Below are 12,934 nucleotides of genomic sequence, written 5' to 3'. Positions count from 1 at the left end.
GCATGCTGTACCTGCCTTTTGGGTCACAGCAGGGATGCTCTTTTTAATCATGACAGGACTCCCGTGGTCCGGATTCTGGGGCACGAACTTTCAGTCGATGGCAACTAATACCGGGCAAGGTTATCCTCCTGCGATCTGGGTTGGAAGCGGACCCCAGTCAACCATCCAAACGAAAGACATTGCTGATGTTCCATGGGCAGCCGAAAATCTGGACGTGCCTGCTTCGGACATTCAGGGATTCATTCGCCTCCCGATTGATGATGTAGTATCTATTGCGGAACGTGAAGGAGTGCATCCAAGTTATTCAATCTATATTCCGCAGGATAAATCGGGTGTATACACTCTTTCCGCCTTCCCGCCAAAAGCGCAGGATGAGATTACGATGCATATCGATCAATACACAGGTGCGGTTTGGACGGATTACCGCTATGACAATTATGGCTGGATCGGAAAAATGGTCGCTTGGGGAATTACACTTCATACCGGAACACAATTTGGCCTGATCAATCAATTAATCAGTCTTTTCATTTGTTTAGGCATCATCCTTGTGGCCGTAAGCGGCTATTATCTGTGGCTCAAACGCAAGCCGAAAAAAGAAATAGGTGCGCCAAAACAAGCTGGGTTCAAAAATACAAAGGGATTCTTCCTGCTGTTAATTGCCATGGGAATCCTATTCCCATTAGTCGGCTTATCGATCATCGCTGTTTTGATGATTGACTTAAGCTTGATTCGAAGAATACCTGCGTTGAAGAGGTTTCTGAATGCGTAAGTTTAGGTTAAGGGAGTCTAATACCGTGAAAAAATATATCTTTATGGTCCTGCTGCTGTCATTGCTGAGTGCATGCTCACTGGATGAGAACGCAGCAGAGCTTTACAAACAGGAAACTCCGCTGAAGCTGGAAATACAAACACCTGACAATTTCACAGCTGGAGAACAGGAGACGATTAGAGCCACACTCACACAGGACGGCAAGCCTGCTGTTCATGCCGACTTTGTTCATTTTGAGATATGGAAACAGGACGGCACTGTCCGATATGGGATGGAGGAAGCAGCCGATGAGGGCGGTGGCGTCTACAGCATCAGCAAGGATTTTGACAAGGATGGCCTTTACTTTGTAAAAGTGCACGCCCAGCAAGACGATAGCCTGATCATGCCGCAAAAGCAGTTTATTGTGGGAGAGCTGTCGAAAAGCGACGTGGAATTCCTGCAAGAAGGAACAGGCAGGCAGGAAGCGGGGCAGGGTCATCATCATTAAGGAAAGATGGAGAAATATGAAAACAAAAGGGCAGAAATGACAGTAAAGACTGTCACTTCTGCCCTTTAATATAATTTCTAAATGTATCAATTAATCTACAACCGGAAACCACCCTGGAGTGTTTACGATTGCCTGCCAGAGCGGATCCGGGATGACCAGCTTTTCCTGATCCTTCCTGGATAAAGTGGTGGCAATTTGAGACTCTTTGCCTTCCTGCACCTTCTGCACCCAATCGGGCTCCATAATCAATTCCCGGCCTAGAGCAACCATGGCCACTCCCGTTTCCAGTGCTTTTACGGCTTCATCAGGGGTATGGATCGACCCTACTCCGATAAGCGGCAGGCGATTATCTATTTTTTCTAAGAGATGCTGAATTCTCGGCTTAGCTTCATCAGCCCCGCGTCTTGGCTTGGACCAGAACTCCATCAGGGAGACATGAAGGTAGTCCAGCCCTTTATCTGACAGCACATCGACCAATTGAAGTGTATCTTCCATTGTGATCCCTGGCTCAGTAGGCTCTTCCGGAGAAAAACGGTACCCGACAAGAAATGGCTCTTTCGCATGTTCTTTTACCGCTTTTTGGACTGCGTCTATCACAGCAAGAGGGAACGTCATGCGCTTTTCAAGGCTGCCTCCAAAACGGTCCTCGCGGCGATTTGAATGCGGAGAAAAGAATTGCTGAATTAAATAGCCATTGGCTCCATGAATTTCGACGCCATCATAGCCTGCCTGGATAGCCCTGCGAGTTGTTTCGCCGAAAGCGGTAATGATGTCCTCCACTTCCTTTTCCGACAGTGCTCTTGGCGTGTTGCTGCTTCCTTCAGATGCAATCGCACTGGCACTGACTGTTTCCCCATTTGGAACGAGCTCTGGAGGGCATTCCCTCCCGCCATGAAAGATTTGGAGAATGGCTTTGGCCCCCTGCTCTTTAATGCTGGCTGCCAGCCTCGAAAGACTAGGAATCATCCCATCGTGATCGCCGCCGAATTCACCATGGAATCCCTTTCCGTTGGCAGACACATTTGTACAAGCCGTAATCACCATTCCGGCCCCTTTAGATCGGCGTACGTAATACTCGATCTCGGCATCTGATACCGTTCCATCCGGATGGGATGCAAAATTGGTCATTGGAGCCAGGACCACTCTGTTTTTTAATTCCACATGATTTTTTAACTGAAGAGATTCTAATAGCGGTTTATAGCTTGGATTCATGTAAATCACTCCTTTTTTCGTTCAAACCTAGTTTGTTTAATGTTTACGCAAAATAAACTGACAGCGAAAACGATACTGTAATATTATAAGTTACAGTTTAGGAAGTCAATTATTTGAACCTCAAGCTCCTTCCGCCTGGCGGGACAGGGGGACAGGTCCTCTGTCCCTCTGCTCCAAGTAAAAATATGTTAACCTGTCTCCTGATCCTAATAAGAAATATTTTCAATTACCACATCCAGTTGACCGCTTGGGATAATCAGTGAGGTTTGCTCACCCAGATTTTTTAACAGTAGCTGCCTGCCGACAGGAGACAAGAATGAAATGCAGCCATTATCAGGGTCCGACTGATCGGGCAGGCATATATAATAATCCTCCCGGTCATCCTCCCCGTCGAATAACACGGTTACCTTTGTTCCAATCAACACTTTTCGCAAAGGCGGTTCTCCAGGAACCTGATTACAAAGCGCAATGTATTGCTCCACTTCACTTACATAAATACTAAGGAAGTCTTTTTTCCGCTCCTTTAACGGAGTGGAAGATACATAAAGGCTATTCAAATCCTGATAGTTTTCATCAATAAACGTCAGCTGTTTAATAAAGTACTCTTTTTCAGTCAGAGCCTCAAGACTATGGTTCATAATAGATACCCCCCCTGCTGGGATCAAACACCTGGCAAAACTTCAATTCTACTGTCATTTCCATGCACCATCCTTCTTTTGAATATATAAAAAGCAGACCTTTCCCGTTAACGAAGAAAGGTCTACTATATATTAACAACATAGCATATATGTACCTGAAAAGCCAGCTAACTTATGGGCTCACCGGCAGGCTTCCGGAGGATTATCATCTGAATCTAAGAAAGTTCTTTCACCATCAATTGGACGCCCCGCATCATTTCTGGGCCATTAAACCTGTGTCCCCCTTGAATAGTTTCACAATTATTAAGCAATCTAAACTGTGTATGGGAGGTGAAGATATTGTCACGTCAGAACGGCAAATCAGAGAAGCAAGCAGCGAAATCCTCAGTTGATAATCGTCAAGGTGCAGGCTCAGAATATGAAAGAGAACGTGCTGGGAAAGTGGAAGGATACGGTCAGCCATACCCGGAAAATGGTGCTAAAAATTAATTATCTTTAAGAGTGAATTAATCGTTAATTCACTCTTTTTGTTTAGCACGCAAACTTTTCAGGCATTACGCCTGGGTTAACTGACAGTATCATAGTAGAAATCTTATTAATGGATTAATGACGCTCTCAAATCACTAATGCCATGTTCCAAATAGCCCTTGAGGCAAGTCAGCATATAGATCCAGCCTTCTTTTTGTCCCAGCATCTTGCTTACGGCTTCAGGGTCATTTTCATCAAGACCAGATTCGTTCACCTCAATGATTGTACTCAAATGATCCGGTTCATTCAGTGTAATGGCAACAATTTCTTCATTCGTTTCTCCGCCCCATGAAAACACGATTTTCTTACTTTCCTCAATTTCTAAAACATTTAAAATGCCTTCAGCGTTATATTCATCATATTTCACTATAATCGACTTGCCTTGTTCCCATCTTTCAGAACTCGACGAGAACCAGAAGTGACCGATTTTAGCTGGGTCTACGATTGCTTCAAACACCACATTGGCCGGCTTATTTATTTTTATTTTCGAAGTTATTTGAGTATCCACAATAAATCAGCTCTCTTTCAGATCATTAATACTTCTTATTATATCCTGCACACTATATTTTTTTATAATGTGTATTTTAATTAGCTATACTGCCTTCACCACTTTGGATGCCTTCTCTGCAGGCTTCTTCCATACCAGCGTCAATCCAATCCCAAATGCCAGGATGACCGTTGCAAAATAATAAGGATAGTTAATATCGATATCAAACAGCATTCCCCCAATAATAGGGCCGCTTATATTCGCGAGGCTTGTAAACATCGAGTTCATGCCGCCAACGAAGCCTTGTTCATTGCCGGCGATATTCGAAAGATAGGAAGTGACAGCCGGGCGAAATAAGTCGAATCCTACAAACACAATGAAGGTTACAAGTAAAATCGAGAAGTAGGAATGAACAACAGTCATTAAAAACACAAGCAGGCCGGATAGTATTAAGCTGTAGCGGATCAGTTTGATTTCGCCCCAAATGCGGGTCAGTCGGTCAAACAGGAGGATTTGGGATACGGCTCCGAAAATGGCCCCTCCCGTGATTACAATGGCGATATCTGATGGTTTAAAAGCAAACTTGTGATCCACAAATAAGCTAAAGAATGATTCAAAAGCAGCCAGCCCAAATGAGGCAATAAAAATCAGAATAAAGGCCAGGAGATATTTTGGCTCCATCAGGCGTCGGAAGCCGCCTCTGCCCTCTACTGCCCCTTCCTGATTTTCCTCTTCAGTGCGCTCAGGCTCAGATAATAAAATCATCGAAAGCACTGCTGCAAGTGCACCCATTGCACCCGCAAAGAAGAATGGCACTCGCGTACCAAATTCCGCTAAAAACCCGCCGATGCCGGGACCGATAATAAATCCGGTACTAATAGCGGCTGACATATACCCGAGTGCCTTTGGACGGGTATCCGTCGTCGTGATATCAGCGATAAAGGCTGTCACGGCCGGCATAATAAAGGCCGCACTAATTCCGCCCAAGATCCGGGAAACGAACAGCAGCTCGATCTCTTTGCCGATCCCGAATAAAAATTCAGAAAGGCCGAAAATAAATAGGCCGGTAACAATCATGACCTTCCTGCCCCATTTATCGGCTGCTCTCCCTGCAAACGGGGAAACAATCAGCTGGGCCAATGCAAAAGCGGCTGTTAAATACCCGATGGTTGTGCCAGTTATGCCCAATTCATTCATCAAGGTAGGCAGGACAGGAATGACCAGTCCAATACCCAGAAAGGCTATGAATAAATTCGTCAATAATAATCCTAAAGTGATTTTTTGTGTTTTCATCTATATCATACTCCTTACAAAACAATCAAACTTGATTTAATTATACGTTTTATCCTAGTGTATATAGTAACTATATAGTCAAGGGCAGTGATGTAAAAAATGAGTAAAAAAGATGGCAAATATTTAACGACTGGTGAATTCGCAAAGCTTTGCAAGGTTAACAAGCAGACAATCTTTTATTACGATCAAATCGGGATTTTGTCCCCGGTAAAGAAAAATGAAAAAGGCTACCGCTATTATTCCATTCACCAATTAGAGTTATTTTTTGTGATTGATTTATTAAAGGATCTTGGCATGTCGCTTAACGATATTCAGCAGTACATGCAAAATAAATCGCCCGAAAGCTTTCTATCCATCATGTACCGGAAAAAAGAGGAAATTGTAAAAAAACGGCAGGAAATCGAAATGAAGGAGAAGATGATCGAGGCCAAAATCGGATTAATGGAAGAAGCTTCTCAGCTTGATTTTAATAGGATTACGCTTCAGCCATTGCCGGAAGCAACCCTATATCTAAGCAGGAACATTCAAAATATATCAGATGAAGAATTTGTGGAGGTCATCTCGGACTTTATTAATGAATTGCAGCTTTCACAGCTTGATTCAGGATATCCGATCGGATCTATAACAAAGCGGGAGCAGGTGCTGAAAGGGGAATTCTCCAATTACAGCTATTTGTATATCGAGCAGCCCAATCCAAAGGAGGGACATCCATATTTTCGGGCCGTAAAAGGTGATTTCCTCATCGGCTATCATGTTGGGAGCGAAAAAACTATCACCGATACCTATAAGCGCCTTTTCTCAGAGATGGAACGGCTGCATTTAACCTTAGGGGAGCATGTTTTTGAAGAGTACATTTATGATACCGTAGTACAGAATGATAAGGAGCATTATGTCACTAAAATTATGATGCAGGTTCACCGGGGATAGGATTCCCGCGGTTAGGAAAATTCACAATAATATGATACACTTGATTTACCATTTGATTTACCGTGTACATGTGCCCTGCTCATTCGTGAGCAGGGTTCCTTATTAGAAAAGCGTAAGCGCCTTGTCCACCCCCGACAAGCACAAGACGAGCCTCCCGGAAAGGCGTCCTTTGCCTTTTTGGGAGGCTTGGCTTGTGACCTCGAGGGGGTAGGCGCTGGAGCTAGACAGTAATCGACGCTCAAAATTTTTACTTCCTAATTTTTCACACAAAAAAACAGGCCCATAAAGAGCCTGCCCTGAGTTTGGTTATATAATTAAGCTTTACGCACGTTAGCTGCTTGAGCTCCACGCTGACCTTGCTCAACATCGAAAGTCACTTCTTGACCTTCTTCTAAAGATTTATAACCTTCGCCTTGGATAGCTGAGAAATGAACGAATACGTCTTCTCCACCTTCGCGTTCGATGAATCCGAAGCCTTTTTCACTGTTAAACCATTTTACTTTACCATTTTCCATTTTTGTTGCCTCCTTGTGCGTATCAACACACATTGTGTTACTATCCTTGCTCTCAGTGATCATCAAGACGTAAAGTTTTACTCAAACTATCCTTTACACCGAACAAAAATAATTCTTATTCAGATTAACACTTTTCAGAATTATATGCAAGAAAACACACAATAGAAAACATCGTATCTCCATTCTAGCGTACTCACACTTCAAATATTAAACAAAAAAAACTGCTATTTCATAGCAGTCATGGATAGAGCCTTAAGAAGTAAAAGAATATCCTGATGAATGCTGTTGCATACTTGATCATCGCTGCAGTTCTCAAAATCAGCCTGCAAACGTCCAAGTTCTCTAATAAATAGTAAGTTTTCTTCCTTACTAAGCATAGTGTATTCGCTCCTTTTTACATAGGAAATGCACTATGTCGTTTCAGGGTAACACTATTGCATTTTATTTACAATCAATCAACAAGGGTTTCGAAAGAAGAATTTCTTCTTTCCCTGGTGAACCCTTTTCAAGATCAAAGTATGATAAACTGAATTAGCAGGCATAAAATGTCAGAATTCTGCGGGGTGCAAATTTGGAAAGGATACATCTAAAAGAAGTTCATGAAATGCAAGACCTTACTAAGGGACATGTATTATATCTCTTCAAGAACCAGGACCAATATATTTCAGATGTTATTGAATTTGTTCTTTCCGGATTAGAACGAAATGAATACTCCATCATTATAGAAAATGACCGAATGACTCCACTGATTAAGGAAAGCCTCACACTGAAGTTGAATAAGAGCTGCCTGAAAAAAGTAGAGTTCATCAATAATTATGACTTCTATTATGCCAAGGGGGACTTTAGAGTTAATTCTATTTTCGATTACCTCCCAAACTTAATTGAAGGTTATTCAGAACAGGATTTAACTGTCCGGAGCTGGGCTCATGTCGAATGGCGTGACGAACTGGAAGTCAGCAAAAAATTATCGGCATCTGAAAAAGAAGCTGATCTAATTGTTGCCAAAACAAAACTTCTGTCTGTTTGTGCCTACGATTCAGACAGGGTTAGTCAAGAATTAAAAGAAAGTCTTCTATTTTGCCATAATTTTTTTGTAAATGAATGAACAGAAAAATACAGACAGGATTTACTGTAAATAAAATTAGTCTCACCTTTAATACGTGAGACTAATTTGTCTCCCCCGTAACATTCCCAAACCTGCTTTGTTGGCAATAGTTTTACTATTTAGTAAAAACGAGGTATTTTTGCCCGATATAGTTAGTTGATGTGTAAATGCCCGCTCCCAAAAGAACCGCAAGCTCTTCAGGCGAAACATCATGCCCGAGCAGGGTAAAAGTCTGGATAAACTCTGCAGCCATGCCGCTTATGGAGTAAGAAAGAATATAGCACAAAAACAGAATGAAAATGAAGCGCACCGCACTGCTTTGAATGCGGGCCCTGCTCCTAAAGGTGAACGATCTGTTGAGGAAATAGCTGACCGCTGCCCCCGCACTGTTTCCCAGAAATGTTGCAGTCCAATACGACATCCCCGCCAAATCCAGCAGCATAAATATCATAGATAGCCCGACAATTGTATTCAATGTTCCCACAAGCAAAAATCGAATAAAGGTATCAGTTCGTTTCAGATAATGTTCCAAAATGAATGTCCGCGAACTCATCATCATGGTCTCCGTCCGTAATTAAATGGCGGGAAATCGGTAAATTAAACGCATCTACTTCAATCGAAAATTTAGGTCTGCGTTTTGTCTCTTTATAGATTTTCCCGATATATTCCCCCACCAGGCCAATAGCTGTCAGCTGAAGCCCCCCCAGCATCCAGATCGAGGTGATTAATGATGTCCAGCCGGTTTCCGTTTCGCCAAAATAGCGCAATCCTAGAAAGTAGAGGCCAAATAGAAAGCTGATAAAAAAAGAACCGATCCCCAATGCCAATACCATCCGGATCGGCGTCACGGAAAAAGAAGTAATGCCCTCAAAGGAAAGGGCCAGCATTTTTTTCAGAGGATACTTCGTTTCTCCGGCAAGCCTCTCTTTGCGGTCATAGTAAACATGGGCCGTTTTATAGCCCAGCAAGGGCACAATTCCGCGTAAAAAAAGATTGGTTTCCTCATAGCGCTGCAGCTCTTCCAGGGCACGCTTGCTCATCAGGCGGAAATCAGCATGATTATAGACAAGATCTACGCCCATTTTCTTCATTAGTTTATAAAATCCCTGTGCCGTGCTTCTTTTGAAAAACGTATCACTGTCCCTTTTTTTCCTTACTCCATAGACAATGTCATATCCTTCGCGGAATTTCAGGATAAACTCTCGGATCACGGCAATATCATCCTGAAGATCGGCATCAATGGAAACCGTGCAATCCGATATTTTTCCTGCGGCTGTTAATCCCGCAAGCAGGGCATTCTGATGTCCTGCATTTCTGGCAAGCTTCAGCCCCCGTACTTTTGGGTTATTCAGGCTCTGCTTATAAATGATCTGCCAGGTCCTGTCCCTGCTGCCATCATCCACAAACAATATTTTGCTTTTATCAGAAACAAGATCCTCATTCAGTAATTCTTCAAGCAGCCCATTCAGCTGATCAATAGTATCCGGCAGTACCTCCTCTTCGTTATAGCAAGGAACTACGATGGTGAGTACCGGGTTGGTCATTCTAATTCCCCCTGCTTATATGGCTTTATAAAGGTAGATTTTCCACACAGAGCTTTTTGATTCAAAAACCTTCTCCAGCCTAAGCTGATTATCTTCAGCATTGTCGATCGGGACGGATGAAAAAAGATAAGAACCGCCCATGGCCTTAAAGGCTTCTGTATTCAACTCAAGATTCTTCAGCCTTTTTTTCGTCCGCTTTTTAAACATATAATGCTTTCCAAGCTCGTCCGTAAAGAGATAGCACCTTCCGCCCCATTCATCAAAATAAATCCGGATACCTTTGTTTTTTTCCAGTTCTTTCTCAATGATTTTCCGAAATTGATATTTGTATGTTAAGGGGTAAAAATTATTATACGTATCCAGCGTGTAGAAGCCATTATACTGGGCAATGGCAGGATGAAGGCCAATGCTTGCAACACGGTATTCCTCCTGCGGTTGCCCAATATATTCTTTAACATCCAAGAACTGCTCTTCAGCATAAAATTGCTTGATCGTTGGCTTATCCTGAAAAAGGATTTCCTCGTTAAAAAATGAAACGGTAATCACCTGCCCCAGCACAAAAACCGGAACCAGCCGCCTCCAGAACGGTCCATGGGACCAAATGATTTTCAAGGAGAGCGCGAAAAGCACATAGATAACCAGAGGCCTTAAAAAATGATACCTGGCAAAGTTGAATGTATCCAGAACATGGTAACGCTCTGTAAGCGGCATCCAGCCTTTGTAAAACCAGAAGGCATACCATGCTGATAGGGCAAAGTTAAGCAAGAAAAGAAATAAAAACACCTTTTCCTTCTTCCAATTTTTCTGCCTTATCGTCATAAATAGCGCCACGAACATCAGCGGAAGAATGACCAGAGTATGCATCGAGGCAACATGGTGGTGCCCCAGAGCAAAGTTTTTTAATGTCAGCCTCACGCAATGCCAGAAGGTTAATCTCGCATGAAAATATTCATCCCGGCTGTTCGGCTCATCGTCAAACAAAAAGGAAAAAACAAGCCTGTATTCCACGATAAAAAAGATTCCAGTCATATAGGCAATGGACAGTATAAATGGCCAATTCCATGCTCTTTTTCTGATTACATCTGTCAGCCAAAATATCCCCATGGCGCTCAGGAAAAAGAAAAATCCAAGAACGATGCTCGAGTATAATGGCAATAGAGTTAGGACCAGGATATTTTTCCAGGATCTTTCCCCTTGCCTGATATTTAAAAACGCCCAGAGCGCAAGCGGCATCCCAAGCGTGCTCAGCATACCGGAAGGCCAAAATGGCGTGAAAGCAAAAGCTAGAGCTGTCCCAATCGTAATGGGTCCCCACTTCTCTTCTTTAAGGAAGTGCTTTTTCAATAGCAAATACATGCCGATAAAGGCAAATACCCTTGTAATCGTCTGGCTGAGTGCATAGGCAATCATCGTCGGGAAGAGGGCATACAGCCACACAATTAAAGTAAATTCAGAGCCAAATGCATTTCTGGACAGATTTCCATTTATAATCTGCGGAATAACAGCATCTATTGAACCTGTCAGCTGCCCGCTTTCAGCCAGGACTTTATACCAGGCCAGATTGGAATCCAGATTATCATGAACGCGGATATGCGCGTTTTCACCTAATATATACAAAGGGGATACAAACAGGACCAAAGCAATAATGGCGAGAATAAGGAGATTTTTCTCGGCTGTATTTTTTTTCAAAAGCAATCTCTACACCTCTAGGTTCAAGATTATTTACAGGCTTAGGGTTCACGAACACGTCCAAAATATTCCCGAACAGCCAAATTCACACCATAAAGGGATAATACAACCTGCCCGCTCATAAAAATAGGTGACAGCATTTCTAAATAAAGGGGGAATTAAATGATTAAAAAAGCGGTCATTCCCGCTGCAGGCCTTGGAACCCGGTTTCTGCCGGCCACAAAGGCACAGCCAAAGGAAATGCTCCCCATTGTCGACAAGCCCGCCATTCAATACATTGTCGAGGAAGCCATTGCTTCCGGGATTGAAGATATCATCATCATAACCGGGAGAAACAAACGGGCTATTGAAGATCACTTTGATAAATCGGTTGAAATGGAGCTGCTGCTGCAGAAAACCGGAAAGCTTGAAATGCTTGAGGAAGTTCGCGAAATAACCAATCTGGCTGATATCCATTATGTCAGGCAAAAGGAGCCGCTCGGATTGGGGCACGCTATTTTATGCGCGAGAAAGTTCATTGGCAGGGAGCCGTTTGCCGTCCTCCTTGGCGATGATATAATTGATGGGGAGCCTCCTGCCATGCTGCAAATGATTGAGCAGTATAACCAAACGGGGGCAAGCATCCTCGGATGCAGTGAGGTTCCTTTGTCTGAAGTCAATAAATATGGAATTGTCGGCTATTCAGAACAGAGGGGCCCATTATACAAAGTGGATAGCCTCGTGGAAAAACCTCCTGCTGAAAAAGCCCCATCTGCCCATGCGATTATTGGCCGCTATATCTTAACACCGTCGATCTTTGACATGCTTGAGAACGGAAGCCCGGACAGCAAAGGCGAGCTGCAGCTGACAGATGCCCTCCATGCTTTGCTTCGCCGGGAAAGAATTTATTCGTACCTGATCCGGGGAAGCCGTTATGATATTGGAGATAAATTTGGCTTTCTTAAAGCCTCGATTGATTATGCCCTGCAAAGACCTGAACTGAAGGAGAAACTTTCACAATACTTAAGGCAGATTCGATTATGATTTGCGATATCCGTCAGGATGGGACCTGTGCCAGCTCCAGGCATCCTCGATGATCTGGCGGATACTTGTTTTTTGTGGCTCCCATTTCAGCATTGACCTTGCTTTTTCTGATGAAGCAACCAGTTCTGCCGGGTCTCCAGACCGACGGGGAGCAATCGTCACTTTAAAATATCTGTTTGTTACCTCAGCTGCGGTTTCAATTACTTCTTTTACAGAAATCCCTTTGCTGCCCCCCAGATTAAAGACAGTGCTATCCCCTCCCTCTTCCAGGTAACGGAGTGCCAGCAGATGGGCTTCAGCCAAATCTTCTACATGAATATAGTCCCTTATACAAGTACCATCCTTTGTTGGATAATCATCACCAAAAATGGAGACAGATTCTCTTTTTCCAAGTGCCGCCTGCAGGATAATCGGGATCAGGTGTGTCTCGTTCTGATGGTCTTCGCCAATCTCCCCTGATGCCTTTGCCCCTGCAGCATTAAAATAACGGAGCGACACGAACCTGGCTCCTGATGCCTGCGCCCACCAATGGAGCATCCGTTCAATGGCAAGCTTTGTCTCGCCATACGGGCTTGCAGGCTTGAGCGGCGCGTCTTCCCGTATAGGCTGGCTTTTCGCATCACCATATACTGCGGCGGTGGACGAAAACACAAGCTGTTTAACCTTATGTGCTTCTAAAGCTTTTAGAGATCGGAAGAGCACACGTCTGAACTCCAG

General features: G+C 43.5%; 16 protein-coding genes. 6 read left to right on the top strand and 10 right to left on the bottom strand.

Annotated features, from left to right (window positions below; all coding sequences use genetic code 11):
• Together ACEQ1T_RS19285 and ACEQ1T_RS19280 are read left to right on the top strand one after the other, a co-directional pair.
• The coding region (locus tag ACEQ1T_RS19285; protein WP_370224310.1) for a PepSY-associated TM helix domain-containing protein at positions 1-769 on the top strand (769 nt) is incomplete at its 5' end.
• 25 nt (positions 770-794) lie between these two features.
• Complete coding sequence (locus tag ACEQ1T_RS19280) at positions 795-1,256, top strand: FixH family protein (protein ID WP_370224309.1); 462 nt, start codon at positions 795-797, stop codon at positions 1,254-1,256.
• 90 nt (positions 1,257-1,346) lie between these two features.
• Here ACEQ1T_RS19280 and ACEQ1T_RS19275 read toward each other — a convergent pair whose 3' ends face one another.
• Both ACEQ1T_RS19275 and ACEQ1T_RS19270 read right to left on the bottom strand, forming a co-directional pair.
• The gene (locus tag ACEQ1T_RS19275; RefSeq protein WP_370224308.1) at positions 1,347-2,468 is read right to left on the bottom strand and encodes an NADH-dependent flavin oxidoreductase; all 1,122 of its coding nucleotides are present in this window, start codon (positions 2,466-2,468) and stop codon (positions 1,347-1,349) included.
• A gap of 206 nt (positions 2,469-2,674) precedes the next feature.
• Positions 2,675-3,106, bottom strand: coding sequence for a GreA/GreB family elongation factor (locus ACEQ1T_RS19270; RefSeq protein ID WP_370224307.1), 432 nt, complete (start codon positions 3,104-3,106; stop codon positions 2,675-2,677).
• 339 nt (positions 3,107-3,445) lie between these two features.
• On the opposite strand from ACEQ1T_RS19270, the gene ACEQ1T_RS19265 reads away from it, so the two are divergent.
• Complete coding sequence (locus ACEQ1T_RS19265; protein ID WP_206841187.1) at positions 3,446-3,595, top strand: hypothetical protein; 150 nt, start codon at positions 3,446-3,448, stop codon at positions 3,593-3,595.
• Positions 3,596-3,701: 106 nt separating this feature from the next.
• On the opposite strand, the gene ACEQ1T_RS19260 is transcribed toward ACEQ1T_RS19265, so the two are convergent.
• Both ACEQ1T_RS19260 and norA read right to left on the bottom strand, forming a co-directional pair.
• Positions 3,702-4,142: an SRPBCC family protein gene (locus ACEQ1T_RS19260; protein ID WP_370224305.1), complete on the bottom strand. Its 441-nt coding sequence runs from the start codon at positions 4,140-4,142 to the stop codon at positions 3,702-3,704.
• Positions 4,143-4,226: 84 nt separating this feature from the next.
• On the bottom strand, positions 4,227-5,414 hold the full coding sequence (norA, locus tag ACEQ1T_RS19255) for a multidrug efflux MFS transporter NorA (RefSeq protein ID WP_370224304.1): 1,188 nt from the start codon (positions 5,412-5,414) through the stop codon (positions 4,227-4,229).
• A 99-nt stretch (positions 5,415-5,513) separates the two neighbouring features.
• Here norA and ACEQ1T_RS19250 point away from each other — a divergent pair, with 99 nt between their 5' ends.
• Complete coding sequence (locus ACEQ1T_RS19250; protein ID WP_370224303.1) at positions 5,514-6,341, top strand: MerR family transcriptional regulator; 828 nt, start codon at positions 5,514-5,516, stop codon at positions 6,339-6,341.
• 314 nt (positions 6,342-6,655) lie between these two features.
• Here ACEQ1T_RS19250 and ACEQ1T_RS19245 read toward each other — a convergent pair whose 3' ends face one another.
• The gene (locus ACEQ1T_RS19245) at positions 6,656-6,856 is read right to left on the bottom strand and encodes a cold-shock protein (protein WP_009335135.1); all 201 of its coding nucleotides are present in this window, start codon (positions 6,854-6,856) and stop codon (positions 6,656-6,658) included.
• A 224-nt stretch (positions 6,857-7,080) separates the two neighbouring features.
• A complete protein-coding gene (locus ACEQ1T_RS19240) occupies positions 7,081-7,233 on the bottom strand; it encodes a hypothetical protein (protein ID WP_206841178.1) in 153 nt (50 codons plus the stop codon).
• A 227-nt stretch (positions 7,234-7,460) separates the two neighbouring features.
• Here ACEQ1T_RS19240 and ACEQ1T_RS19235 point away from each other — a divergent pair, with 227 nt between their 5' ends.
• Positions 7,461-7,961 (top strand): MEDS domain-containing protein, encoded by a 501-nt coding sequence (locus ACEQ1T_RS19235; RefSeq protein WP_370224302.1) that lies wholly within the window; start codon positions 7,461-7,463, stop codon positions 7,959-7,961.
• A gap of 115 nt (positions 7,962-8,076) precedes the next feature.
• Here ACEQ1T_RS19235 and ACEQ1T_RS19230 read toward each other — a convergent pair whose 3' ends face one another.
• The 3 genes from ACEQ1T_RS19230 to ACEQ1T_RS19220 are packed head-to-tail and all read right to left on the bottom strand — an operon-like array spanning position 8,077 to position 11,200.
• On the bottom strand, positions 8,077-8,514 hold the full coding sequence (locus ACEQ1T_RS19230) for a GtrA family protein (RefSeq protein WP_206841174.1): 438 nt from the start codon (positions 8,512-8,514) through the stop codon (positions 8,077-8,079).
• Positions 8,468-9,505, bottom strand: a complete 1,038-nt coding sequence (locus tag ACEQ1T_RS19225; RefSeq protein WP_370224300.1) for a glycosyltransferase family 2 protein — start codon at positions 9,503-9,505, stop codon at positions 8,468-8,470. Before ACEQ1T_RS19225 ends, ACEQ1T_RS19230 begins: the two co-directional genes overlap by 47 nt.
• A 15-nt stretch (positions 9,506-9,520) precedes the next feature.
• The gene (locus ACEQ1T_RS19220; protein WP_370224298.1) at positions 9,521-11,200 is read right to left on the bottom strand and encodes a DUF6044 family protein; all 1,680 of its coding nucleotides are present in this window, start codon (positions 11,198-11,200) and stop codon (positions 9,521-9,523) included.
• A gap of 156 nt (positions 11,201-11,356) precedes the next feature.
• Here ACEQ1T_RS19220 and galU point away from each other — a divergent pair, with 156 nt between their 5' ends.
• Complete coding sequence (galU, locus tag ACEQ1T_RS19215) at positions 11,357-12,217, top strand: UTP--glucose-1-phosphate uridylyltransferase GalU (RefSeq protein ID WP_370224296.1); 861 nt, start codon at positions 11,357-11,359, stop codon at positions 12,215-12,217.
• On the opposite strand, the gene galE is transcribed toward galU, so the two are convergent.
• The coding region (gene galE, locus ACEQ1T_RS19210; protein WP_372530249.1) for a UDP-glucose 4-epimerase GalE at positions 12,212-12,934 on the bottom strand (723 nt) is incomplete at its 5' end. The genes galU and galE overlap by 6 nt on opposite strands.

Origin of the sequence: Cytobacillus sp. (genome assembly GCF_964223445.1) — a bacterium.
GTDB lineage: Bacteria > Bacillota > Bacilli > Bacillales > Cytobacillaceae > Cytobacillus.
Note: the sequence above shows the minus strand (reverse complement) of the source record. Positions and strands in the feature narration are given on the sequence as shown.

Bases quoted from the DNA above. Each gene is read 5' to 3' on its own strand.
- ACEQ1T_RS19275 (WP_370224308.1), bottom strand. From the start codon at position 2,468: ATGAATCCAAGCTATAAACCGCTATTAGAATCTCTTCAGTTAAAAAAT.
- ACEQ1T_RS19270 (WP_370224307.1), bottom strand. From the start codon at position 3,106: ATGAACCATAGTCTTGAGGCTCTGACTGAAAAAGAGTACTTTATTAAA.
- norA (WP_370224304.1), bottom strand. From the start codon at position 5,414: ATGAAAACACAAAAAATCACTTTAGGATTATTATTGACGAATTTATTC.
- ACEQ1T_RS19250 (WP_370224303.1), top strand. From the start codon at position 5,514: ATGAGTAAAAAAGATGGCAAATATTTAACGACTGGTGAATTCGCAAAG.
- ACEQ1T_RS19245 (WP_009335135.1), bottom strand. From the start codon at position 6,856: ATGGAAAATGGTAAAGTAAAATGGTTTAACAGTGAAAAAGGCTTCGGA.
- ACEQ1T_RS19240 (WP_206841178.1), bottom strand. From the start codon at position 7,233: ATGCTTAGTAAGGAAGAAAACTTACTATTTATTAGAGAACTTGGACGT.
- ACEQ1T_RS19235 (WP_370224302.1), top strand. From the start codon at position 7,461: ATGCAAGACCTTACTAAGGGACATGTATTATATCTCTTCAAGAACCAG.
- ACEQ1T_RS19230 (WP_206841174.1), bottom strand. From the start codon at position 8,514: ATGAGTTCGCGGACATTCATTTTGGAACATTATCTGAAACGAACTGAT.
- ACEQ1T_RS19225 (WP_370224300.1), bottom strand. From the start codon at position 9,505: ATGACCAACCCGGTACTCACCATCGTAGTTCCTTGCTATAACGAAGAG.
- galU (WP_370224296.1), top strand. From the start codon at position 11,357: ATGATTAAAAAAGCGGTCATTCCCGCTGCAGGCCTTGGAACCCGGTTT.